Origin of the sequence: Caloranaerobacter longqiensis (assembly GCF_050286925.1) — a bacterium.
Lineage (GTDB): Bacteria > Bacillota > Clostridia > Tissierellales > Thermohalobacteraceae > Caloranaerobacter.
This window is the reverse complement of sequence record NZ_JBFWFX010000002.1, coordinates 269,490-291,628: the sequence shown is the minus strand read 5'-3', so window position 1 is coordinate 291,628 and position 22,139 is coordinate 269,490. Positions and strand designations below refer to the sequence as shown.

Sequence of the window (22,139 nt, the reverse complement as noted above, 5' to 3'; positions counted from 1 at the left end):
CCGGAGCTTTGACTCACACACCATGCGGTGTTAGAGTTTTATGGGGTATTAATCCCGGTTTCCCGAGGCTATCCCCCTGCATAGGGCAGGTTTCCCACGCGTTACTCACCCGTCCGCCGCTTTCGGTACTTTAAATCCCCCCGAAGGTTCATTAAAGTACCTACCCGCTCGACTTGCATGTGTTAGGCACGCCGCCAGCGTTCGTCCTGAGCCAGGATCAAACTCTCAAGGAAAAACTTGTTCCTCAGCTATCAGCTGTTAGCTTGTAATCCTGTCTCCGCACTGTTCAGTTTTCAAAGACCAAATCTTCTTTATCAAATCTTTTTTATCGGCTTTTGCCGCCGACTCTTAATACTATAGCAGATTTATTTATCTATGTCAAGAACTTTTTTTGTTCTTATCCATTTTTAATTTTTCGCGCTCTCGCAACGACAAGTAGTAATATAGCATATTTATTATTTCACTTCAATCTAATTTTATACCCGAAATAACTAATTATTTTAAAATAATATGCCTTTTCTCTTTTATCCATTAAATATCTCTCTATTTTTCTAATATATTAGACTAAAAAAATAAAAGGGTAGATTGATACCTACCCTAAACTAACTCCATACCCCTATTAAACGCTTTTAAGTTTATGTCTACATATTTCTCTTTAACCGTATCTTTAATTGCTTCTTCCCAATTTACTTCAGTAATATTTAATGCTTTTACTAAAGCCCCTAACATAATTATATTTTGAGTTCTAATGTTTCCTAATTCCCTAGCTGCATTTGCTGCATCTATTACAGTTGTATCTACTTTTTCTTTTAATTCCTCAATAATATTCTCAGGATATTTAACTTGACCAATCAATACTGGTACTGAAGGAATAGAATAATTATTTATAACAAGCTTTCCACTTGGTTTAAGATATTCAATCCATCTCATAGCTTCCATTTTTTCAAAAGCTACCAGAATATCAGCCTGACCTTTTCCAATTATAGGAGAGTACACCTTTTCACCATAACGAACTTGAGTAGTAACACTACCTCCTCTTTGCGCCATTCCGTGGACTTCTGACATTTTTACATCAAAGCCAGCATCAACTAAACCTTTAGAAAGTACTTTACTCGCAAGAATTATACCTTGTCCGCCAACTCCAACTAATAATATGTTCTTAGTTTCTGACATATTACTCACCCACCTTTACTATTGCATTGAATGGACATACCTGAAGACATACATCACAGCCTACACACATTGTATCATCAATAATTGCTCCAACGCCTTCTTCAAATGATATAGCAGGACATCCTACTTTTAAGCAAAGTTTACATTTCTTGCACTTATCTGATTCTACTGTACATATTTTTCTCTGATCTAATCCATATTCTTCAATTTCTTCTTTTGGTGACTTTTTAAGAACACATGGCCACTTAGTTATGATAACTACAGGTTCATCAGTATTAATCGCCTTATCTATAGCTTTTTCAGTTTGTTTTAAGTCTAATGGATTAATAACTTCAATATGTTTAACTCCAATAGCTTCACAGATTTTTACTAAATCTATCTGTTCTGTTACTTCACCCATCAATGTATAACCAGTACCTGGATTCTCTTGGTGTCCAGTCATTCCTGTTATTCTATTGTCAAGTATAATAGTTGCTGCATTACCTTTATTGTATACAATATCTATAAGCCCAGTAATACCTGAATGGAAGAACGTAGAGTCTCCTATAACTCCAAATACTTTAGCCTCTTTTCCATTAACTTCAAATGCTTTACTAAATCCATGTCCTGCACTTACACTTGCGCCCATACAGATACAAGTATCCATAGTTTCTAATGGTGGAGCTGAACCAAGAGTATAACATCCTATATCCCCAGTTATTACAACATTCTTCTTTTTACTTAATACGTAGAATAATCCTCTATGTGGACAACCTGCACACATTGTAGGTGGTCTAGAAACAATTTTTTCACTATTCATTTCAATAATTTCTCTTTTTTCACCTAATAGTGCTTCTCTGATTATATCAGGATTAAGCTCACCGATATTTGGTATAAGTTCTTTTCCAATAACATCTATACCCATTGCTTTAATTTCAGTTTCTAAATATGGTTCTAATTCTTCAATTACATATAATTTATCTACCTGCTTGGCAAACTCTCTAATTTTTTGTTTTGGTAGTGGGAATGTCATACCTAGTTTTAAGTAAGAAGCACTATCTCCAAAAACTTCTTTAGCATATTGATAAGCAACACCTGATGTAATAATACCTATACTCTTATCGTTAAATTCAACTTTATTTATTGGTGTGTTATTACTGTATTCTTCTAATTTCTTTAATTTTTCCTCTAATTTTACATGTAGTACTCTACCATTAGCTGGTGTAGCTACATATTTAGCAATATTTTTATTATATTCTTTAATTCCTACTTCTTGTCTTTCTTCTAGTTCAACTAAAGTTTTACTATGGCATATTCTTGTAGTTAGTCTCAAAAGAATTGGAATATCAAATTTTTCACTTATTTCATATCCTAATTTAACAAAGTCTTTAGCTTCTTGGCTATCGCTTGGCTCAAGCATTACTAATTTTGCTGATTTTGCATAATATCTGTTATCTTGTTCGTTTTGTGAACTGTGCATACCAGGATCATCTGCTGTTACTAAAATGCACCCTCCATTTACTCCAGTATATGCAAAAGTAAACAAAGGGTCTGCTGCTACGTTAACACCTACGTGTTTCATAGCTGCAATTGATCTTGCTCCTGCTATTGATGCACCAATTGCTACTTCTAAAGCAACTTTTTCATTTGGTGCCCATTCTGAATAAATTTCTTTATATTTTGCTATGTTTTCTAGTATCTCCGTACTAGGAGTACCAGGATAAGCTGAAGCTACAGTAACTCCTGCTTCATATGCGCCACGAGCTACAGCTTCATTACCAGTTAATAGTCTTTTCATTTTTCACACCCCTTTACATTTTTTATCTGTTCGCAGCTATTACACTACCTAAAGCTATCGAATTCAATTTAGCTTCATGAGTATCCGCTCTTGAAACTAATACAACTGGTACTTTAGCACCCATAATAATTCCTGCTGATTGAGCTTTAGCAAAATAAGTTAAGCTCTTACCTACACCATTACCCATTTCAATATTTGGCATAAGTAATACATCTGCATCCCCTGCAACTTCGCTTTCAAACTTTTTAATTCTTGCTGCTTCTTTAGATATAGCTAAATCTAGTGCTAAAGGACCTTCAATAATTACCCCTTCACCAAATTCGTTGTTTTCTCCTAATTCTTTTAAACTATTAGCATCAACAGTAGCTGGCATTTTAGGTGAAACTTTCTCTTTTGCTGCTAATGCAGCTATTTTTATAGTTTCATATCCTAAAGCTCTACAAGCTTTAATTGCATTTTTTACAATTTTAATCTTTTCTTCTAATCCAGGCGCAATATTCATACCACCATCAGTTAAGAAAAGTAACTTATGATAAGTTGGCACTTCATATACCATTACATGACTTAATAAACTATCTGTTCTTAAACCATATTCCTTATTTAATACTTCTTTTAGAAGGATAGACGTATCAATTAACCCTTTCATTACAAAATCCGCTTTTCCTTGATTCACATATAAAACTGCAGTCTTAGCCGTCTCAGCTAAGTCTTTTATATCAACTTTCTCAAACTTCTCAATATCTAAACCATATTTACTAGCTATATTTGTTGTCTCTTCAATATCTCCAATAAGAATTGGTTCTACAATCCCATCATTAGCCGCATCACATACAGCTTTTAAAACTTCATAATCTTGAGAAGCCGCTACAGCAAGTTTCATCTTCTTTTGCCCTTTAGCAATACTCAATAATTCTTTTAAACTCTTTATCACGGTCTTCACCCCTCATGATATCGTTTTCCTACAATCAAAAACAAAACTCATTTATATTTTATCACAATTTTACTATATTTTTATTTTATTCTTATTATATTAACTATTAAATTATTTTAATATTTAGATTATTTTAAACAATAATCGTACAAAAGAGGGAATGACTATCGAGTCATTCCCTCTATCCTCTCAATTTCCTTCATACATGCTATAGTTATTTCATCTAAAGGATTTTCATCATATGCTTTTTGTATGTCTTCTTTAGCTTTATCTAAAATACCCATTTGAAGATATGTCATACCCCTATTACATAATATTTCATAATCTTTAGGCCTCTTTTTGTAGGCTTCTGTAAACTTTTCAATAGCTTCTTCATATTGTCCTAAATTTGCTAAACAAAGGCCTAATTCATTTAATGCATCCACTTGACCTGGTATTATACTTAGTACATTTTCGAATTCTTCCTTTGCTTTAACAAAATCACCTATCTGTCTATATCCTAAACCTATTATAAATAATAAATTCCACCAATCTGTATATTTTTCTTTCAGAGGTAATAACTTTTCAAGTCCTTTTACAGGGTTTCCAGTAAATATTTCGTTATATCCTTCTTCATAAGTTATATCATCCTGTATTTCTAAAAGATTTAGTTTTATTTCTTCTTTTAGCTCTTCGTTTTCACTTAACGTCAAAAACTTTTCCCAAATAATCTTACATTTAATAAATTGCTTGTTTAATCTATAATGATAACCAAGTTTATAATATGCCAGAGAATAATCAGTATCTATTTCAAGTATATCTTCAAATTGTCTTGTTGACTCATTTATAAATATCTTAGCTCTTTTTTCATCTCTTAATTCTAAATATTTTTTAGCTCTTTCTTCTAAAGCTACTCCATAATTATATAATCCGTCCACATTTTTTTTATTTAATGTTATCAATGCTCTCAGATATATTAAACCATCATCAAGCAAACCTTCTTTAATAAATTTCACACCATTATATAATATAAAATCTTCAATTTTTTCATCAAAACCGTATAAAATATCTTTATATTTATCAATATATGGAAAATTAGGATCAACGCCAATTGTATATATCATACCTCTGATTATTGAAGAAACTTTTATTTCATCTTGAGCTCTTCTTTCCTTTATCTCCGTAATCAACTCATCTACTAAAATAGGCAAAGGTATATTTGAATCTAATTTAAATTTGTTAAATTTAGTTTTTGCACCTGGTTTTAATTCAATAAAAGTTAAATTCTCAGTTTTTTCTTTGAAAAACTTCTCAATTTCCCTCATTATTCATCACCTTTTCACAAGTTATTTATTAATACAAATCTCTCATGAATTTTCTCTTTCTTATTGTACTTGTACTCAATATATCGAATAATACTCCTCTATAAATCATCATATAAGTAAATACCACTTGTCCAATTAAATACATTAAAATACTTCCTAAAGTCAAACTTACTTTTAATTTTATATGTATCATAAATACATTACCTAAAATTTTTCCTGTTAAAAAATAAATCATCAAAATAAATACAGAATTCGATACAAACCATTGGATAAAATTTTCTTTAATAAAATGATAAGAATACTGTATAGAATCCCAAGATGATAAATCTTTTAAATAGATAGTTTCTGGCAGTGGATTTAAAAATATGAAAATCAATAAATTAATGATAAAACTAATAATCATATTAGGAATAAAACTTGATGAAATAGATCTAATAAATAAACTTAAAATATAACTTGCCATCCATCCTATAAAGAATATTCCATATATCTTCCAAACAAAAGCTTTAAATCCATATTTAAAATCGTTTAAAGTAAATTTCCCATATACAACTACATTGTATAAAAGATATAAATAATCAGATATAAAAGAACTTATAGCTAATACCAAAACAAATCCAGCAATTATTGACAAAACCCCTCTAAATAATATTCCTACTAATATAAATAACATAAGATTTAAAACTGAATAAACTATTCCTGTAAAAATTAATGTCCAATTTTTCAATATAAGATTATATGATTTCTTTAATGCAGTTTTATTAATATAAATTAAATCATTTATTATTTCCAATACTTTCACTCCTTATTTTTTTTATTTCTTCAGTTACATTATATACAGCAACTTTATTAAATACTTTTTTGTCTTCATTATATTTAAAAAGCACAATACTTTCTTTATATAATACTTTATCTATTTCAAAATTATTTTTTATGAAATCCAATATATCCAATATAAATACTTCAAAATGAACCTTATTAATTATTTTTTTAGCTGGAATATTTGCAAATTCTTTCAAGTATTTATTAACATACAATTCATTTTGCAAAAATTTATGAGCAGTATTTCTATCATTAATTTTCTTATCTGACTTCATAAACTCAGGTAAATTAGAGGTTTTATTATTAAGTAAAAAATCATATTTTAACAATTCTCTAAATATCTCTATATTTATATTTATCCTATCAAAATAATAATTATAGAATATCTTATATAAACTAGCCTTACTATGAGAAATCGAATCAAGTTTATGCTGTTCCCAATAACTACTAAAATCTTCAAAAAAATCAAAGGGTGTCTCATAATAATTTTTAATAACATATTTTAAACTATTTTCAAAGCTTCTGCTGTTTGAATATTTTTCTAACAAATCCTCAATAGATTTTAATTTTAACATTTCTTCATAACTTATATAGTTATTTTCAAGTACCTCATAAGGGGGCTTATCTAAAAACTTAAATCCGTATTTTTCTCTATCTCTTCTCAATCCTGAACCTTTAAGAAGTTTTAAAAAACCTAATTGAAGCATGTCTGGTTGCAAATTATATACATCATTGAATGATTTTTTGAAACTATTATAATCTTCATATGGCAAACCGGCTATTAAATCCAAATGTTGATGAATATTTTTATAACTTTTTATTTTTTTTACAACCTTACTCAATTTATCAAAATTAGTTTTTCTACTAATAGCTTCTAACGTTTTATCATTAGTTGACTGGACTCCTATTTCAAACTGAAATAGACCTTCTGGCACACATTTAAGAAAATCTAACATCTCATCATCTAAAAGGTGTGCTGTAACTTCAAAATGAAAATTTATATTCTTTACATTTTGTGCCATTATAAATTTCATAATTTCAAGAGCATAGTCCTTTTTTGCATTAAAAGTCCTATCTACAAATTTTACCTGCTTTACTCCTGCCTTAATAAGTTTTAGCAAATCTTCTTTTACTCTATCGAGAGTAAAATATCTTACTCCTTTTATAGTTGATGATAAGCAAAATTGACAATTAAAAGGGCATCCTCTAGAGCTTTCAAAATATACAATTTTATCTTTAAATTCATTTAGATCACCTTCATATGGAGATGGAATCATATCAAGATTAGAAATCAAAGGTCTAGGACTATTTACAATTATTCTTTCATCTTCTCTAAATATTAATCCTTTTATATTATCATAATTCTCTATACCTTCATCTAGGTACTGTAATAATTCCTTAAATGTTTCTTCCCCTTCTCCATATATTACAAAGTCGATAAAATCATATTTTCTTAATAATTCATCTCCATCAAAAGAAACCTCTGGTCCACCTAATATAATCTTAGTTTGTGGTCTTACAATTTTCAATCTTTCACAAATTTCTAGAGTCTTTTCAATATTCCAAATGTAACACGAAAAAGCTAAAACATCAGGTGCATGTTTGAAAATCTCCCCTGTAATATACTCACTATTCTGATTAATTGTAAACTCCATAAGTTTAATATTGTTAAATAAATCCATACAGTAACTCTTTAAATACCTGATTGATAAAGAAGAGTGAATATATTTTGAATTTAGCGTAGATATTACTATATTCATTTATCGTACCTTCCTTCTCATACTCATATAGAAAAGCAGCACAAAGCTGCTTAATAAAAGTTTATCCTTTATCTATTTATTTTACTCCAAACCAGACAATTTCACCATACCTTTTAAAACCAATCGACTCTGCTAATTTTATTGAAGGTGTATTGTTAACTACAATATGAACATAAGGAGTCCAACCAATGTCAAATACTTTCTTTGCAAGGTCAATGCTAACAGATACAGCTAACCCCTTGCCTCTATATTCTTCCTTTGTATACATTATACCCATTGAACCATCTTCTCTAACTACAGCCCAAGAAATAGGAACACCATTTTTATCAAAAATAGCTGATGAAGGTCTATTTTTAATACAATTAGTTATATATTCTAGAGAATTTTCACTTTTATATGTATAATATTCATTTACAACTACTGCATCTTTTAGCTTTAACTCTTTCACTTCATGTCTAATTCTAGTCAAATCCAAATTATTTTTGTCCATATAATACAAATAACATGGTTCTTCCCACTCAATTTCCTCACTATTTTTTACTAAATCATAATATTTCTTTAACACACCTGCAAATCTTTGTCCTTTTAAGTTTATATTCTCTAGCATCTTTCTAGCTACTTCATCTTCTGGAGAATATATTATATTCCATTTGTCCGATTTTAATATAAATCCTCTTGGCTTATTTATATTATCTACAATAATCTCCCAATTCTTTGTAAATCTCATTTTACCTAAAGCATTTATCGTTGCTATTTTATCATAATTTAACAAATGCTTTATTGTTTCTATATTAGATATAGAATACATTATACCCTCTCTCCCTTCATCTGCTGACTATATTATATCACAGGGTGTAAAGGTTTCAATCTTTTTGATACTGTCTACATATATATATTTTTTTGATATAATTAATTAAGGAGTGATTTCATGAAAATATTTAAAAAAGTTTTTTAGGACTAATACTTACTTTATTTATTCTTATTACTATATCTCTTGTTTTAATTCGTCCAAATAGTATAAAGACTTTTAACGAAACTAATCCAAATTTATTTATCATTGATTTGATAAATAATTCTAAAATCAACATATTTGGCGAAAATGAAATTTTATTAGAAGAAGCTGAATTAAATTCGGTCCTAGTGCCTTAAATTACTAAACAAATTAACACACAAGAATTACCTTTTTTGTAGAGTTTAATGGATTTTATTTTGATTTGCAGCCAAATAGCATAATGTTAAAATCATCTTTAAAAATAGGTTTTCTACCAATTGGTGTAAATGTAAATATATCGCCTATCATTAATGATGATGTAATAGGTGCAAAATTAAATGGTTTATACTTAGGAAAATTACCTCTACCACTGTCATTAATCGAAAAAATTTTTAATTCAGAAATTCAAATTTATTATATTATAATAGTAAAGAGTTCCTTAATTATGTAAAAAGAACAAAATCTTCGATTAAAATAATTAAGTAAGATTTTGCCCTAATCCATTACGGAAATTATATTTGAATTTATCCACAATTTAAAGTAGTTTATAATTTCTATGGATTATAAAAAATTTGATTATTATTGTGAAAATAACATATTTTTTATAACAAGACTTAAACGACATTCAGTAATTAATGAAGTTGTAGGTAACCATATTATAGAATTTGAAGAAAGATTATTAGATGAAAGTATAGAGTTTATTTATGATAAAGTGGCATATCTAGGTGATAAAAATACTTATAAAACAAAATTTCCCTATAGAATCATAAAAATACTTGATGAAAATGGTAAAGAAATAATTTTCCTTACTAACCTATTGAATTTATCTACTGAAGAAATTGCTTGGCTTTACAAGAAACGATGGGAAATAGAACTGTTTTTTAAATGGATAAAACAAAACCTTAAAATTAAAAGATTTATAAGATATAGTCTTAATGCAGTAATGATGTAAATCATTTCGGCTATAATATCATTTATACTTATTAAAGTTGATACAAAACGAAGTTCCGTCATATAGATTAATAACTATACAACGAATAATAAAGCATTGTTTGATTAATCGAATTGATGATAAAAAATTTACATGGAAAAAATTTTTAAGTGGTTGATATATAATTTCAATTCCATATTAATCCAAATTTTAGCTTGGTATGGGTTATTTATAATTTCTTTGTTGGTATATTAAGGTATAATTTGATGATTATGGGATGATGTGTTGTTTTAATATAAATTTAATTTGATAATATGAAAATTTTGTTAAACATTGAACACTAGTGAATAGCTGAAGATTTTAAATCTATTGATAAAGCTACAAAAGATGAATTGATTTACATTCTTCTAAAAAATAATATCGATAATAATTTTAACTTTCTATTTGATAGTACGAAATAAGATATAAAAACCATCTCATAAAACTAAGGTGTTTATTAAAGCTTATTATATAAATCACCTCGCTCACAAGTGGTAAGATTTTAATATTTATATATTTCCATGGGCATCTATAGACAACAATATGTCTTTGATATAGCAGTTATACAATCTACCCTACTAATACATCACTCAGGAAATAGTGCTATTACTTTCTAAGTTCTTTAACTATCAACATTGTATTCATATTTTAACTTTAGTTACATCATTTGCAACCTATATTTATTGATTATCATCGTTATACGTATACTGTCAGTCATCAGCTACAGTTATCACGCCAGTTATAAAATTATAAAGTCTTGAACCTTTTTACTACTTCTATCACATACATAATAAGAGACTATGATAAAAACAAATTTGAAGACAAAAAAGCTTTAATAGAAAAAATAGTTAAATTATTGAACAATAAATACGGTAAAAATACTACAGTAAAAAGCGATCAAAACTGATCGCTTTTTACTAGTTATTTGATTGACTAAATCTTCCTGCTTCAAATCCTCTACCAGCACTAAATCCTTGACCTGCATGAGAACCATCTCTAAGCTGCATACCATTTCCTCTACCCATTCCTATGCCGTTTCCATTAAAACCTTTACCAAATCCAACACCATAGTTTTGACCTATTCTGTTTTCTCCTGGAACTGTACAATTGCTGTTTTCTATAGCTGCTAAAATCTCATCCGCTTGTTCTTGTGTGATTATCCCATTCTTAACTCTGTCTTCAAGAATTGCCTTTTTTACTTCTAAGTTTGCATCTCTAAACTCATCAAGTAGCCCAGCATCTTCTGCTAATTGTCCATATGTTTTGCTAGTGCTATTACGAAGTGCATAAGCTTCGTCTGTAGTTTTTCCTGTTAAGTTAGCATAAATTTCTGCTGGACTAGAAAATGTATCAGCAAATGCAAACGCCCCTATTGATAATACAAAAACACCTACTAATACTAATGATAATACTTTTTTCATATTTAATTCCTCCTTAGAATTTTTTATTTTTTTCTTTAATTATATTCTAAGGTTAAAAAGTGACAACTGTATGACAAACAAATTAAACTTCTGTGAAAAATAAATAAAAAAGTCAGCATTTTATACTTTGTAACTTTTTGAATTCTTTTAAAAAACACCTTCAGCTTTTCATAATTATTCTAGCCACTTATAATATTGGGCACCATTGGTTTTGAATGATTTCTTCTAAAAATATTTTTCTTTTTTATGATTTTCTTCTATTTCAATAATTTTAACGCTTTCTCTAAAGTTTGAATCTTTCATTACTTTGATTTTAATTTCTTTTTCTTCAATAAAGCTTTTTATCTTTCTATTGCTTGTTTTTATTATTTTAAGAAAATTATTAATATCGGCTCTACATCTACTCTCTTATTTTATATATATTCTATAGTTGCTCCATTTATAGTAAATTCCTCTTTCTATTCCTGCCATAACAGGATTTTTTAATATATACTTTTTAGTTATGTTTATCATGAATTGTAAAATTATAAAAGCCTGACCCCTTAATACTATATTTAAAACAGTTGGATTTCAATTCCAACTGTTTTAGACTTCTTTATAACACAATAGGAATTTATAAACATTTTAAAATTGTAAATAAAATATAGTTTCCGTTATGTGCTTCAAAAAAGTCACCCTTGAAAATTTTCTATTAAAAAACTTTTCTTGACTTCCATTTTCCCAATTTGAAATAGTATATTATTACTGCCGCTTCAAGTAAAACAGACAGACTAATCGCTACCCAAACACCATTTGCACCCATATTAAATACCTTACTCAATATGTATGCCATTGGTAGTTTAAAACACAAATTCGCTAATAATGATGCGACCATAGGTGGTGCTGTATCTCCAGCTCCAATAAAAGCTCCACCATATACAACTGGATAAATAACAAAAATTACGCCAACATAAACTATTCTTAGATAATTTACACCTATATTAATCACTTCAACATCTTTAGTAAAGATAAACATTAAATATTTAGCCAATACAAAATAAGGAAGTGAAAATATCATCATATTGATTAGTGCTAATTTTATTCCATCTTTTACTATCGATTCAGCTGATTTTATATCTTTTTTCCCAAGATTTTGGCCTACAAGGACAGAAATAGATAGATTTAATCCTGCTAAAAAAATAAATACCAGATTAAACATCCTGCCTCCTATAGTAAAAGCCGCAACTGCTTTTGTGCCAGAATAATTTGCAATCTTATACATCACAAGTCCAGTTATAGGTCTAGAAATAGCTTGCACCGCAGAGTATGAGCCTATTTTCAATATCTTCCCCATCAAACTTATTTTAATATTTAAAACTTGTAGATATTTTTTCAATTCATTATTAAATATTTTTCTTAAAATCGTTTTAAACATCAAAACTGAAGCAAACACATTCGATATAGCTGTTGCTAATGGTGCTCCTATAAACATAAGCTTTGGAAAATAAAATAATCCGTATATTAATATAGGATCAAGAATAATATTTACTAAATTCATAAGTCCGAATATTAACATTGGAGTCTTAGTATCACCTTTTGCCTGTAATATAGCTCTTCCTGTTAAATTGAAGAATATAAAAGGTATACTTAACGAAACAATCTTTAAATAATTAATCGAATTTTTTGCAACTTCTACCTCTACTTCAAATAATTTTATTATAGAAGTAGATAAACAAAAACTTAGTACAGATATTAATATTCCTACTGCAACTGAAAGTATTAAAGCTTGTCCTGTTACTTCTAAAACTCCTTTATCATCATTCTCGCCAGTTTTTCTAGAAATTAAAGCTATCGTTCCTGTAGCAATCAACTGAGTTACAACAATAATAACACCAATAACTGAAGTACCAATACCAGCTGCAGCAGCCTCATTAACTCCTATGTTAGACACAAAATACATATCTATTATCTCTAATAATGTCTGTAAAATCTGACTTATCATAACGGGCCATGCTAAACTCCATATTATCTTTAATCTACTATCATTCTCCAAAATCATATAATCACCTTTTCCAAGTATTAATATCTTTATTTTAACATATTTAAAAAAATTTCTAAATTCTGCCTTTATAATATGATATAATATTATAAATAAATTATGGAGGTTATGTGTATGTCTTATATGACAATTCGGCAAATAAGACATGAAATGTGTCTAAATAAACTGCGAGAATTAGGCTGCCAAGTTGTATCAATTCAAGGTGTTATGTTCTACGTTAAATATACCTTAGATGAATTAAAAATCGAATATATGTATCATATTAACCCCGACAATACATATTATCTAGAAAGAATAAAACCTTATGTAGTTTCAGCAGGTGTAATGGAATCAGAGGATAAAGTTGTTAACGCTATAATAATAGATATTGAACAATTCAAAAATGCAAAACACAGCAAAAATTTCAAAGCCTTCATTGAAGTAGATACCGAACTTTCAAAAGCTGTTAGAGCATTTGAAGATTTATATCTATACTACAATATTTCAAAAGAAGACACAGAACTTATAAAAAAAGAAATTAATAATGTCATGGAATTATTAAAAGAAGTTAAAAATAGAAGTGATAGAGTATTTTTCAAAAAAGACCCAGAAAGTTTCTAAAATACAACTATTTATTGGATTTAAGCTTTTCTAACAATTTTTGAAGGTATCTGTAGATTTTTGTAGAAATATATTAGATAATATACGTTCTAAAGGAAGGAGAGTTAAAATGCAGGAATTTGATAAAATATCAATCGCCGAAATATCAAAAAAAGATATGCTTATGATTATTGAAGCTCTTGAATATACTGGGAAGAATACAAATATCGACTCTTTCTTAAAACTTAGAAACAATATTATAAAAGAACTTAGTGAACTTGCTGACAGTACTGAAGATGAATTTATACAATATTTAAAAAAATAACTTTTTACCCCGTAATCAAACGGGGTTTTTGAATTTAAAGAATCTGTAAATTCCTGCTTTTGTCTTAATATATGTAATAAATAATTTTTCTGTTTCTTCTTTATTAACTACTTTACATTTATTTAAAAGCGAATGATTAAATTCTTCTTGGACATTATATTTAAAAACATCAGGCATATAATAATTTTTTATATAAAGACTTTCTGGGTTTATTCTACTTTTTCTAAGTCTTAGCAAATAACCTGCTAAACTTTGTATAAAATTCTTATCCTTGTATTCTATAAGCTCACTGTTATTTTGAACAATTAAACCTAGAATTCCATATAAAAAGAAATTATAGTGTATTTGACTAAATTCTTTTATATCACCTCTTAAAATATCTAATACTTTCCCTAATATATAGAAATTATTATTTATTGATTTTCCATTAAATAAATTTAGCAATTCAATCCTAGTTTTCTCAAAATCTATTACAAAATTCCCAGGAAAAGTTGCAATATCTGCTCTATAATATTTATTATACTTACTAATTAACTCTTTTTGGGATAATCGTATTATTTCCTCTTTTAAACTGCTTATAATTTTATCATAATCTTTTTGACCATTTAATATCAAATATAGTATCTTAGATAATATTATACATTTCTGTAAAATAAATATATTGCCAGTCGTAAACAAAATATTTTTTATAACCTCTGATAATATAACATCCCATTGAGTGTTTGCAGCTACAATCGGAAATATTCTTGCATAAACACTATCATCAATTTCAATCCAATAAGTTTTGTCATCAAATTTATTTACAGAATTTATTAGTGGTTTATTACTTCCATGTCTATAACTTATCCATAATTTTATTTCTTCTTTAAATCTTGTATATTCTACAATTGTACCTTCAACATTCATCGAAGGTATTAAAGATTTTACTGTAATTATAAATAATTCAACTATATACGACCACTGCCCTTTTATTTTTTTCTGATTTATTGCATTAGACTTACTAACAAAATATCTTAAGCTATCGCCGTATACAGCATTATTTATAAAATATCTAATCTTATCTTCCAATTTGCCAACACTCCTTTGCTCGATATGTATAGTATAACAAAGTTTATGTATAAAAGAAATAGGAACTAGCATTTAGCTAGCTCCTCTATTTCCAATTCTGATATTCTTTTTGAAACATAGCCGCATATTTAAGTACTTTTTCAGAATAAGTACTCTTTGCAGGGTTACTTGTCCAACTTCTAGATGCCATATACCTTTTTAGCCCATATTCTCCTCTATTATACGCTGTAAGTACTTTGTGTATATCACCGTTAAAAATCACTTTTAAATATTTAAGTTGTGTTGTGAATAATTCAATATTATATTTAGGGTCAAACAGTAATTCAGGTTTAAATTCTTTCTTCATATTAAATGCAATCTGACGAGCTGTACTTTCCATAAGCTGTCCTAATCCTCTTTCTCCTAAAGTGCCAACACAGTTAGGATCAAAATTACTTTCTAATTTCATCAACCCCAACACAATAAAAATATTTAACCCTTTTTCATTACATTGTTTTAAAAGAAATGCACTTTCCACTTCTGTTAAATTTGTCTTATTTTTTATATATTCTATAAGAGCATAATCTTTAATATATTTTTTTATTTCTGTATTTTCAATTACCTTATCATTATTTACAACGCTCAAATCTAAAACATTATAATCATCACTATTTAACATTATCGCATATACCGTACTTCCAAATATTAAAGTAACTACAAGTATAGTCGATAACACCAATTTTTCTCTCATTTTTAACCCTCCTTTCTTAATGGCACAAGGGTTATTATATAAATTAAGCTTAAGCCAGTCAAAAATGTTACATTATCTTAAATAATCCTATTATGGTAATTTATACCCCAAATCGAACCTTTTTTAAGTTTTATAATCAAAAATGAAAAAAACCTCCTTTGATTTAATAGTGGTAGGAGGTTTGTTTTAAAAATAAGGAGGCAGATATTATCTGCCTCCTTACCATTTAATTCCTATAAATCTAGGATACGACATTCCTTTAACTTTACCATCTTTTTCGAAAATTATCAATCGGCCTAGTCTTTTTTCAGGATTGTATTTCCAACCTTTTCTATTTTGTTCTTCTATGAATTTATTAAAAAAATATTTGTGATTTACTTCTTCAGGTCCTTCCCATTGTGAAGGTTTTATTTTTGCTATGTAGTGATGGGTAAATGGTATTCTAACAACCTCTTTACTTGAACATAAGGATACAACAAAGAAAGATAAATGAAAACCTAAATACAGCAATAAAGCAGCAATAAATATTGATGTTAAAGTGATTATATATTTCATACTTCCCCCAAATATTGATGTTAGAGTATTTATATATTTCATACTTTCCTCTCCATCTCTGATAATAGATGAAAAATTAAAAGATGTAAACAGTTACAGATATAATAGTGCAAGATCATCATCAACCACGTCTAACATTGTTTCGATTCCTTATAGGTAAGCTATAAACTATGGTTAAAAAAGTTCGTATAATGTGTATTATACGAAGTTTCAATTCCTTATATAGATAAGCTATAAACAAAGAAAGAAAAGTCATATTTGCAACTGCACAACGTTTGTTTCAATTCCTTACAGGTAAGCTATAAACCTTATATGTGGCGTGACGTTAGAAGGGGCCGTTCGCGTTTCAATTCCTTATAGGTAAGCTATAAACCTAATCCGTTGAGGCGATTAAGTTTTATACAAACAGAGTTTCAATTCCTTATAGGTAAGCTATAAACCGGAATTTACTTGCTAGAACAGAAACATTATCCTAGGTTTCAATTCCTTATAGGTAAGCTATAAACCAATCGCTTATATTGATATTACTATATTTAAAAAATTTTGTCAATTATTGATTTTTTTATGTTAATTCCTACTAATATACTAGGGTTTCACCCTTCTATACATTGAAATTTACACGTTTTGTGCAAAAAACAAAAAGTCGTCGATCCCCAGGGGTTTTTGCACTACTGGGGGTCGACGACTTTTTGAAGAAGTGATTGAACTTCTTTATAGCTCATTTTTATTAGCTGTATTTACTGCTCTTTTATGCTCTTTGTGGAATGCTTCTGCCATTTTCCTTCTTAATAATAGCCTCTTTTATATCTCTTTCTGTATCCAATATGTTCCATCCTATTTCTAATAATAATCATGCATTTATTATTTCATATGGTAAATCTGTTAAATTTGTTCTTATCCTTAAGATATCGACATTTTTTATTTTTTAATTACAAATAAAGTTTTTGTATCTAAAATATTGATATAAGTCTAAAATCTGCATAATATATAAATATAAATAAATTTTTTGTAAATCTGCCTTACAAGGAGATGTATTTTATGGGAAAAATCGCAAGTATGATTTTATCGGTTCTATTAATCCTTGGGTTAATCGTATCAATGTTTTCAACAAAAGTAGAAACCATTGATGAGTTGCTCGCACCTTATAAAATGGCTATCGATAGAATAAACGCAGAGCTAATGTCTAGTACTTATATCCTAGATAAAAATAAAGAAAAGGTTTTTAATAATATTAAAGATATGTCTCCAAATGAAATTAAGAAACTACTCCATGAAGAGTACAGAACTCCTACCTTTTTAGGTTCATCACACAAAACTCCATCTGATTCTAATAATCATACAAAAGATAATGCTAATAATACTATAGATACTTCAATTAATGCTAAATACAGATATGGTGATTATATCAGAGAGAATGCTATGGGAAAAGAATCTGAACCAAAATTATTACCTAATTTTAGTGGACCAATCCATGTAATGCTTCTTCAGTAGTTATTCTTTAAATAAGGATTGAGAAGTGCCATATTAAATAAGATGAGAGTTAGAATTTATCAATCTATACATGGAAATCTTCTTATATTCTCATCTATATCCCATTTTTCTGAGTTGCTTGTATGATCCCTTCCACATTTTCCATTTTCTCATTTTCTTTATTCTTAACCTTCTTTTTATCCAAGTCATTAATTCCCAGAACATCCTTTTGCAGTTGGCAATCCTAAAATAGTTTATCCATCTTTTAAAAATAGGATTGAGTTGGTTTACCATTATTTCTATATTCCTGCTGCTGTTTCTTGGGGCTATTCCCTTTATTTATATTTCCCTGCTCTCCATTTAGGTTTAGCAAAGATTAGTATATCATCTGCATATCTTAATGTACACATATTATTTACTCACTAGTGTTCAACAAATGTAAAAATAAACCTTTGACAAAATAGAATATGATAAATATTCAAGAAATTCCATAAAGTTAGGTATAAAAATAGTCAGCAACCTTTGGTTTAATATAATTACACCTAAAAAATATTAACCAAAGAGGTTACTGACTATGGGGAATTATATCAAATTTTTGAAAAATTTATAGATATTATTAAATTCGTTAGCTTAGGTTCTTTATCTAATTATAATAACAAAATTGATTATAAGTTTTTTATTCCAATAATGGATGAACTTGTTAACAAATCTTTAGATTCATTAACTCCAAGTGAGAAAATCAAAAAATAAATAAAGGTATTCCTGAAAAAATTAAAGAAACTAAAATCATTTACGATAAAATTGTCTACTTAGGCAATGAGTATGTTAATAAAACATCGAAAAAATATCGTTAGAACATCTTATAGTTTAAAAGTCAATGGAAATATTTCTTAATTATTGAACACTAGTATTCAGGTTTATATAAATATAATTTTTTAAAATTAGGTTATTCATTCCATCAACTTAATACTATTATGCATTCAGAGCAAATTTCTTTTCTAAAAACTTTTCATATAATTCAGCATATAGCATTGAAGAATTTAATAATTCATCATGAAGCCCCCTAGATTCTATTTCACTATTATTAATTACTATTATTTCATCAGACAATAATTTAATTACATCTAATTTATGCGATACAATTATTCCTTTTGAACCTGATATATACTTATTAAGAACTTGTAAATTTTCTTGTTCAGAAATGAGATCTAGATTTGTAAATGGTTCATCAATAATAATTGGAACATCAATTTCCGGTAATAAAAAGCGGGCTAGAGCAACTTTATTTTTTTCTCCACCAGATAAATACTTTCCTCTTTGTCCAAAGTTTCGCCCACTCAAATAGTCTAATTTTAAATCTGATAATATTAGCCTATATTTTTCTTCTATATAATATTTTCTTGATACATATATTTGTGAAATAAAATCTGCAGTTTCAGCTAAATTATTGAAGTTTAAACTATTTCTTATTTTATTCAATATATTTTTGTTTTTACATTCTTCATCTGTTAAATTATAAATTTCTTTTATTATTTTTTTAACATTTTCATTTTTATCTAAATTTGGATTTTCTTCTGATATAAGCCAAGTTAAGCTTTCTTTTATTAAATTTTTATAAATATCAATTTCTTTATAGTATTCATTTTTTGAAATCCCTTTCTTGCCTAATGTTATATTAAACAACAGATCATCATCGAAAATTTCTACATCCTGACTGTAATATCTAAAACATGAATAAATCATATTCATAGGTATGTTAGAAATATTAGTTTTTCCATAAATTATTTCTCCTTTTGTCGGAGTTAATTCACCAGTTAATAATTTTAATAATGTAGTCTTCCCTTCTCCAGATATGCCAACGATTCCATACACTTTGTCCAGTTTTATATCTATGTTCTTGAGAATTATTGTATTATCATATGAAAAACTTATATCTTTAATTATCAATTCATTTTTATTTGGTAAATGAACCTTAATAGGCACATCAAATATATCGGAACTTCTTGAATAGAGCATTTGAAATTTATTTAAAGCTCCATAAATTTGCTTTATACTTAATATAGGCAAAAAGACTATATTAAAATACGAAGTCATAGTTATAAAAGAGGATACATCTAATTTAGAGTTTAATATTTCTATCATCGATACAATGAAAAAAACTGTTATTGCAATATTTTTTACATTTTCTATAATAGTGTTACCCAAAGTATCATAAACAGACGCTTTTTTAATATAACCATCTCTTTCATCAATAATATCCTCTAATCTTTTTAAATATTGAGATATGCTGCCATAACTCATAATAGATCTTCTATTTTCTATAAATTCTAAAACCTTTGGATTTAATTTAAAAACTAGTTCTCTAGCTAATGCAAAATTTTGTGTAAAAAACTGAGTACATACTTTTATACCAAAAGCCATTACAATATAAGAGACTAGTATGATTAAAAAAAAGCTCCAAGTCCAAGAAAGAGTTATTATTATGGTAACAATAGCTGCAATAAACACACCTATACTAAAAAAATAATTTGTTTCTAAAAGCATACTAAACTGTTCAGAATCACTGAAAACTCTACTCATAAATGCCCCTGAACCTCTCGTCTTAATTATTTTATTTTCCTTTTTTGATATAGATGTTAACATATTCATAGTAATATTTTTTTGAAGTGATATTCTTATGCTGTTTAACAAAAATACTTCTATAAATTTTATGCCTGATAATAAAATACTTAATACTAAAAAGATAAATATAGAACTTTTATACATTTGCTTTTGTAGTATATCATCAATAATATGTTTTTGTATTAAAGGGATTAATACAATTAATATATTTGTTAAAAGTGCAATAAAGATTAAAATAGCTATATTTCTTTTATCTTTACCATCTAATCTTTTTTTCATAAATAAAATTAACTTCTTTAAGTTGCCTAACACATTATACCTCCTTTATACCTTTTTCCTATGACACTGCCAATATTCTTTTCAAATGTTTTTCGCTTAATTCCGGTATCAAAGCTAAACACAACTCTGTCATTTTTTGGAATAAGTACACCAGTATGGATTCTTTTTATTTAGGGAATCAGTTAATATATAATCATTATAAAAACAACCATGTGAACAGGTGTATTGATTCCAGCATTTATTACACTCTTCTGTCGTAAAAGAAAAATCTTTAATCTTTTCTTGATTCATGACATTACCGAGCTTATAGTTATTTTCTGATGAAAAGCAATGACGCGGACGTTGTTCATTTTGAACTTTTTCATTTCCATCAATACTAAAGCCCTATACTAAAATTATTCATAGCGATATAATCTATAATTTTTTCATTTAGCAACGTACCATTTGTAACTAGATGAAATTGGATATTTTTACTATCAATATATCTTTCTTTTATATATTCACAAGTTGAAACTAATTGATTATATGCCATCAAGGGTTCCTTGGTGAGGAAAATAATGTTATCTTGTCTGTTTATTGGTGCTTTATTCATAAAGAAGTCTACTGCTTTTCTAGCAATATCTATACTCATTATTCCTTCATCTTTTAGTTTAAGTATAATGGCCAACTATCTGCAGCGCCACATCCTGCATAATGACAAGATAATGAAATATTACTATGTGCAACTTTCTTCTTCAAGATAGCTGGTATTAATACTTTAATTTCCATTTTAATAAACCTCCTTTCTGTTTAAATGTAATTAATAAATTTTGCATGCATTATAATCTAATAATTTTTGTTCACTAGTATTGAACAAACATAAAAATAAACCCTCAACAGAATAGAATATGATTAATATCCAAAAAATTCCATAAGGTTAGGTATAAAAATAGTCAGCAACCTTTGATTTAATATAAATTACCCCTCAAAAATATTAACCAAGAAGGTTACTGACTATGGGGAATTATATCAAACTTTTTGAAATACAATCACTTCCTTTTGTTTATTTTTCTAATCAACTTCCAAATAAAACCAAGTTTTGTGTTAAAAATTTACAATGTTTTTCTATATCCACTGCCTTTTCTAATCTTTCTAAAAATTTATGTAAAACATCTTAATAGTTAGGCCGATGATAATTGCCAATCTAATGATATATTTCTTAATCCAATTATATATACATACATATGTAATGTCAATCATTTTTTGTTTTTTATGTAATCATTTGTATATTTAGGTTGAATATATCTTAAATAGAATGATATCTCTATTTTTAACAGCAATACCT

20 protein-coding genes, 1 rRNA gene and 1 pseudogene are annotated in these 22,139 nt (G+C 27.6%); 5 read left to right on the top strand and 17 right to left on the bottom strand.

All coding sequences use genetic code 11. From position 1 onward, the window contains the following. The 8 genes from AB4Y15_RS03355 to AB4Y15_RS03320 form a co-directional block, all read right to left on the bottom strand. Window positions 1-233: ribosomal RNA gene (locus tag AB4Y15_RS03355) — 16S ribosomal RNA — on the bottom strand; the annotation flags it as partial. Between the two features lie 364 nt (window positions 234-597). Further along, entirely contained in the window at window positions 598-1,173 is a 576-nt protein-coding gene (locus AB4Y15_RS03350) for an indolepyruvate oxidoreductase subunit beta (RefSeq protein ID WP_427338452.1), read from the bottom strand. 1 nt (window position 1,174) lies between these two features. Continuing rightward, complete coding sequence (gene iorA / locus AB4Y15_RS03345) at window positions 1,175-2,950, bottom strand: indolepyruvate ferredoxin oxidoreductase subunit alpha (RefSeq protein WP_427338451.1); 1,776 nt, start codon at window positions 2,948-2,950, stop codon at window positions 1,175-1,177. Between the two features lie 22 nt (window positions 2,951-2,972). After that, complete coding sequence (locus AB4Y15_RS03340; RefSeq protein ID WP_427338450.1) at window positions 2,973-3,881, bottom strand: bifunctional enoyl-CoA hydratase/phosphate acetyltransferase; 909 nt, start codon at window positions 3,879-3,881, stop codon at window positions 2,973-2,975. A gap of 164 nt (window positions 3,882-4,045) precedes the next feature. Beyond that, complete coding sequence (locus AB4Y15_RS03335) at window positions 4,046-5,185, bottom strand: tetratricopeptide repeat protein (protein WP_427338449.1); 1,140 nt, start codon at window positions 5,183-5,185, stop codon at window positions 4,046-4,048. 28 nt (window positions 5,186-5,213) lie between these two features. After that, window positions 5,214-5,978, bottom strand: coding sequence for a hypothetical protein (locus tag AB4Y15_RS03330; RefSeq protein ID WP_427338448.1), 765 nt, complete (start codon window positions 5,976-5,978; stop codon window positions 5,214-5,216). Next, entirely contained in the window at window positions 5,962-7,767 is a 1,806-nt protein-coding gene (locus tag AB4Y15_RS03325) for a B12-binding domain-containing radical SAM protein (RefSeq protein ID WP_427338446.1), read from the bottom strand. The genes AB4Y15_RS03330 and AB4Y15_RS03325 overlap by 17 nt, the downstream gene beginning before the upstream one ends. Window positions 7,768-7,843: 76 nt before the next feature. Beyond that, the gene (locus tag AB4Y15_RS03320; protein WP_427338445.1) at window positions 7,844-8,575 is read right to left on the bottom strand and encodes a GNAT family N-acetyltransferase; all 732 of its coding nucleotides are present in this window, start codon (window positions 8,573-8,575) and stop codon (window positions 7,844-7,846) included. Window positions 8,576-8,999: 424 nt separating this feature from the next. Here AB4Y15_RS03320 and AB4Y15_RS03315 point away from each other — a divergent pair, with 424 nt between their 5' ends. Both AB4Y15_RS03315 and AB4Y15_RS03310 read left to right on the top strand, forming a co-directional pair. Next, entirely contained in the window at window positions 9,000-9,209 is a 210-nt protein-coding gene (locus AB4Y15_RS03315) for a hypothetical protein (RefSeq protein WP_427338444.1), read from the top strand. A gap of 105 nt (window positions 9,210-9,314) precedes the next feature. Then, a pseudogene (locus AB4Y15_RS03310) lies at window positions 9,315-9,704 on the top strand (transposase); the annotation flags it as partial. A gap of 941 nt (window positions 9,705-10,645) precedes the next feature. On the opposite strand, the gene AB4Y15_RS03305 reads toward AB4Y15_RS03310, so the two are convergent. Beyond that, complete coding sequence (locus AB4Y15_RS03305) at window positions 10,646-11,149, bottom strand: DUF2680 domain-containing protein (RefSeq protein WP_427338443.1); 504 nt, start codon at window positions 11,147-11,149, stop codon at window positions 10,646-10,648. A gap of 691 nt (window positions 11,150-11,840) precedes the next feature. Beyond that, on the bottom strand, window positions 11,841-13,187 hold the full coding sequence (locus AB4Y15_RS03300; RefSeq protein ID WP_427338441.1) for an MATE family efflux transporter: 1,347 nt from the start codon (window positions 13,185-13,187) through the stop codon (window positions 11,841-11,843). Window positions 13,188-13,301: 114 nt separating this feature from the next. On the opposite strand from AB4Y15_RS03300, the gene AB4Y15_RS03295 reads away from it, so the two are divergent. Continuing rightward, window positions 13,302-13,787, top strand: coding sequence for a hypothetical protein (locus tag AB4Y15_RS03295; RefSeq protein ID WP_427338440.1), 486 nt, complete (start codon window positions 13,302-13,304; stop codon window positions 13,785-13,787). 109 nt (window positions 13,788-13,896) lie between these two features. Next, the gene (locus tag AB4Y15_RS03290; protein WP_035165095.1) at window positions 13,897-14,091 is read left to right on the top strand and encodes a hypothetical protein; all 195 of its coding nucleotides are present in this window, start codon (window positions 13,897-13,899) and stop codon (window positions 14,089-14,091) included. A gap of 15 nt (window positions 14,092-14,106) precedes the next feature. Here the strand turns inward: AB4Y15_RS03290 and AB4Y15_RS03285 are convergent, their stop codons facing one another. The 3 genes from AB4Y15_RS03285 to AB4Y15_RS03275 form a co-directional block, all read right to left on the bottom strand. Beyond that, on the bottom strand, window positions 14,107-15,159 hold the full coding sequence (locus tag AB4Y15_RS03285) for a hypothetical protein (protein WP_427338439.1): 1,053 nt from the start codon (window positions 15,157-15,159) through the stop codon (window positions 14,107-14,109). An 85-nt stretch (window positions 15,160-15,244) separates the two neighbouring features. Beyond that, entirely contained in the window at window positions 15,245-15,889 is a 645-nt protein-coding gene (locus tag AB4Y15_RS03280) for a lytic transglycosylase domain-containing protein (RefSeq protein WP_427338438.1), read from the bottom strand. A gap of 219 nt (window positions 15,890-16,108) precedes the next feature. Continuing rightward, entirely contained in the window at window positions 16,109-16,486 is a 378-nt protein-coding gene (locus tag AB4Y15_RS03275) for a hypothetical protein (RefSeq protein WP_427338437.1), read from the bottom strand. A 996-nt stretch (window positions 16,487-17,482) separates the two neighbouring features. Between AB4Y15_RS03275 and AB4Y15_RS03270 the strand changes: the two genes are divergently transcribed. Next, window positions 17,483-17,935, top strand: a complete 453-nt coding sequence (locus tag AB4Y15_RS03270) for a hypothetical protein (RefSeq protein ID WP_427338436.1) — start codon at window positions 17,483-17,485, stop codon at window positions 17,933-17,935. A gap of 90 nt (window positions 17,936-18,025) precedes the next feature. Here the strand turns inward: AB4Y15_RS03270 and AB4Y15_RS03265 are convergent, their stop codons facing one another. From AB4Y15_RS03265 to AB4Y15_RS03250, 4 genes are all read right to left on the bottom strand, one after another. Beyond that, entirely contained in the window at window positions 18,026-18,208 is a 183-nt protein-coding gene (locus AB4Y15_RS03265) for a group II intron maturase-specific domain-containing protein (protein WP_427338434.1), read from the bottom strand. 678 nt (window positions 18,209-18,886) lie between these two features. Beyond that, window positions 18,887-20,848, bottom strand: coding sequence for an ABC transporter transmembrane domain-containing protein (locus tag AB4Y15_RS03260; protein ID WP_427338433.1), 1,962 nt, complete (start codon window positions 20,846-20,848; stop codon window positions 18,887-18,889). Between the two features lie 343 nt (window positions 20,849-21,191). After that, window positions 21,192-21,482 carry a radical SAM protein gene (locus AB4Y15_RS03255; protein WP_427338431.1) on the bottom strand — a complete coding sequence of 97 codons (291 nt, stop codon included), beginning with the start codon at window positions 21,480-21,482 and terminating at the stop codon, window positions 21,192-21,194. Then, window positions 21,461-21,583, bottom strand: coding sequence for a hypothetical protein (locus AB4Y15_RS03250; RefSeq protein ID WP_427338429.1), 123 nt, complete (start codon window positions 21,581-21,583; stop codon window positions 21,461-21,463). Before AB4Y15_RS03250 ends, AB4Y15_RS03255 begins: the two co-directional genes overlap by 22 nt. Window positions 21,584-22,139 lie beyond the last annotated feature (556 nt).

Bases quoted from the DNA above. Each gene is read 5' to 3' on its own strand.
- AB4Y15_RS03270 (WP_427338436.1), top strand. From the start codon at position 17,483: ATGGGAAAAATCGCAAGTATGATTTTATCGGTTCTATTAATCCTTGGG.
- AB4Y15_RS03325 (WP_427338446.1), bottom strand. From the start codon at position 7,767: ATGAATATAGTAATATCTACGCTAAATTCAAAATATATTCACTCTTCT.
- AB4Y15_RS03250 (WP_427338429.1), bottom strand. From the start codon at position 21,583: ATGGAAATTAAAGTATTAATACCAGCTATCTTGAAGAAGAAAGTTGCA.
- AB4Y15_RS03315 (WP_427338444.1), top strand. From the start codon at position 9,000: ATGTTAAAATCATCTTTAAAAATAGGTTTTCTACCAATTGGTGTAAAT.
- AB4Y15_RS03295 (WP_427338440.1), top strand. From the start codon at position 13,302: ATGTCTTATATGACAATTCGGCAAATAAGACATGAAATGTGTCTAAAT.
- AB4Y15_RS03265 (WP_427338434.1), bottom strand. From the start codon at position 18,208: ATGGTAAACCAACTCAATCCTATTTTTAAAAGATGGATAAACTATTTT.
- AB4Y15_RS03290 (WP_035165095.1), top strand. From the start codon at position 13,897: ATGCAGGAATTTGATAAAATATCAATCGCCGAAATATCAAAAAAAGAT.
- AB4Y15_RS03320 (WP_427338445.1), bottom strand. From the start codon at position 8,575: ATGTATTCTATATCTAATATAGAAACAATAAAGCATTTGTTAAATTAT.
- AB4Y15_RS03305 (WP_427338443.1), bottom strand. From the start codon at position 11,149: ATGAAAAAAGTATTATCATTAGTATTAGTAGGTGTTTTTGTATTATCA.
- AB4Y15_RS03300 (WP_427338441.1), bottom strand. From the start codon at position 13,187: ATGATTTTGGAGAATGATAGTAGATTAAAGATAATATGGAGTTTAGCA.
- AB4Y15_RS03350 (WP_427338452.1), bottom strand. From the start codon at position 1,173: ATGTCAGAAACTAAGAACATATTATTAGTTGGAGTTGGCGGACAAGGT.
- AB4Y15_RS03335 (WP_427338449.1), bottom strand. From the start codon at position 5,185: ATGAGGGAAATTGAGAAGTTTTTCAAAGAAAAAACTGAGAATTTAACT.
- iorA (WP_427338451.1), bottom strand. From the start codon at position 2,950: ATGAAAAGACTATTAACTGGTAATGAAGCTGTAGCTCGTGGCGCATAT.
- AB4Y15_RS03275 (WP_427338437.1), bottom strand. From the start codon at position 16,486: ATGAAATATATAAATACTCTAACATCAATATTTGGGGGAAGTATGAAA.
- AB4Y15_RS03280 (WP_427338438.1), bottom strand. From the start codon at position 15,889: ATGAGAGAAAAATTGGTGTTATCGACTATACTTGTAGTTACTTTAATA.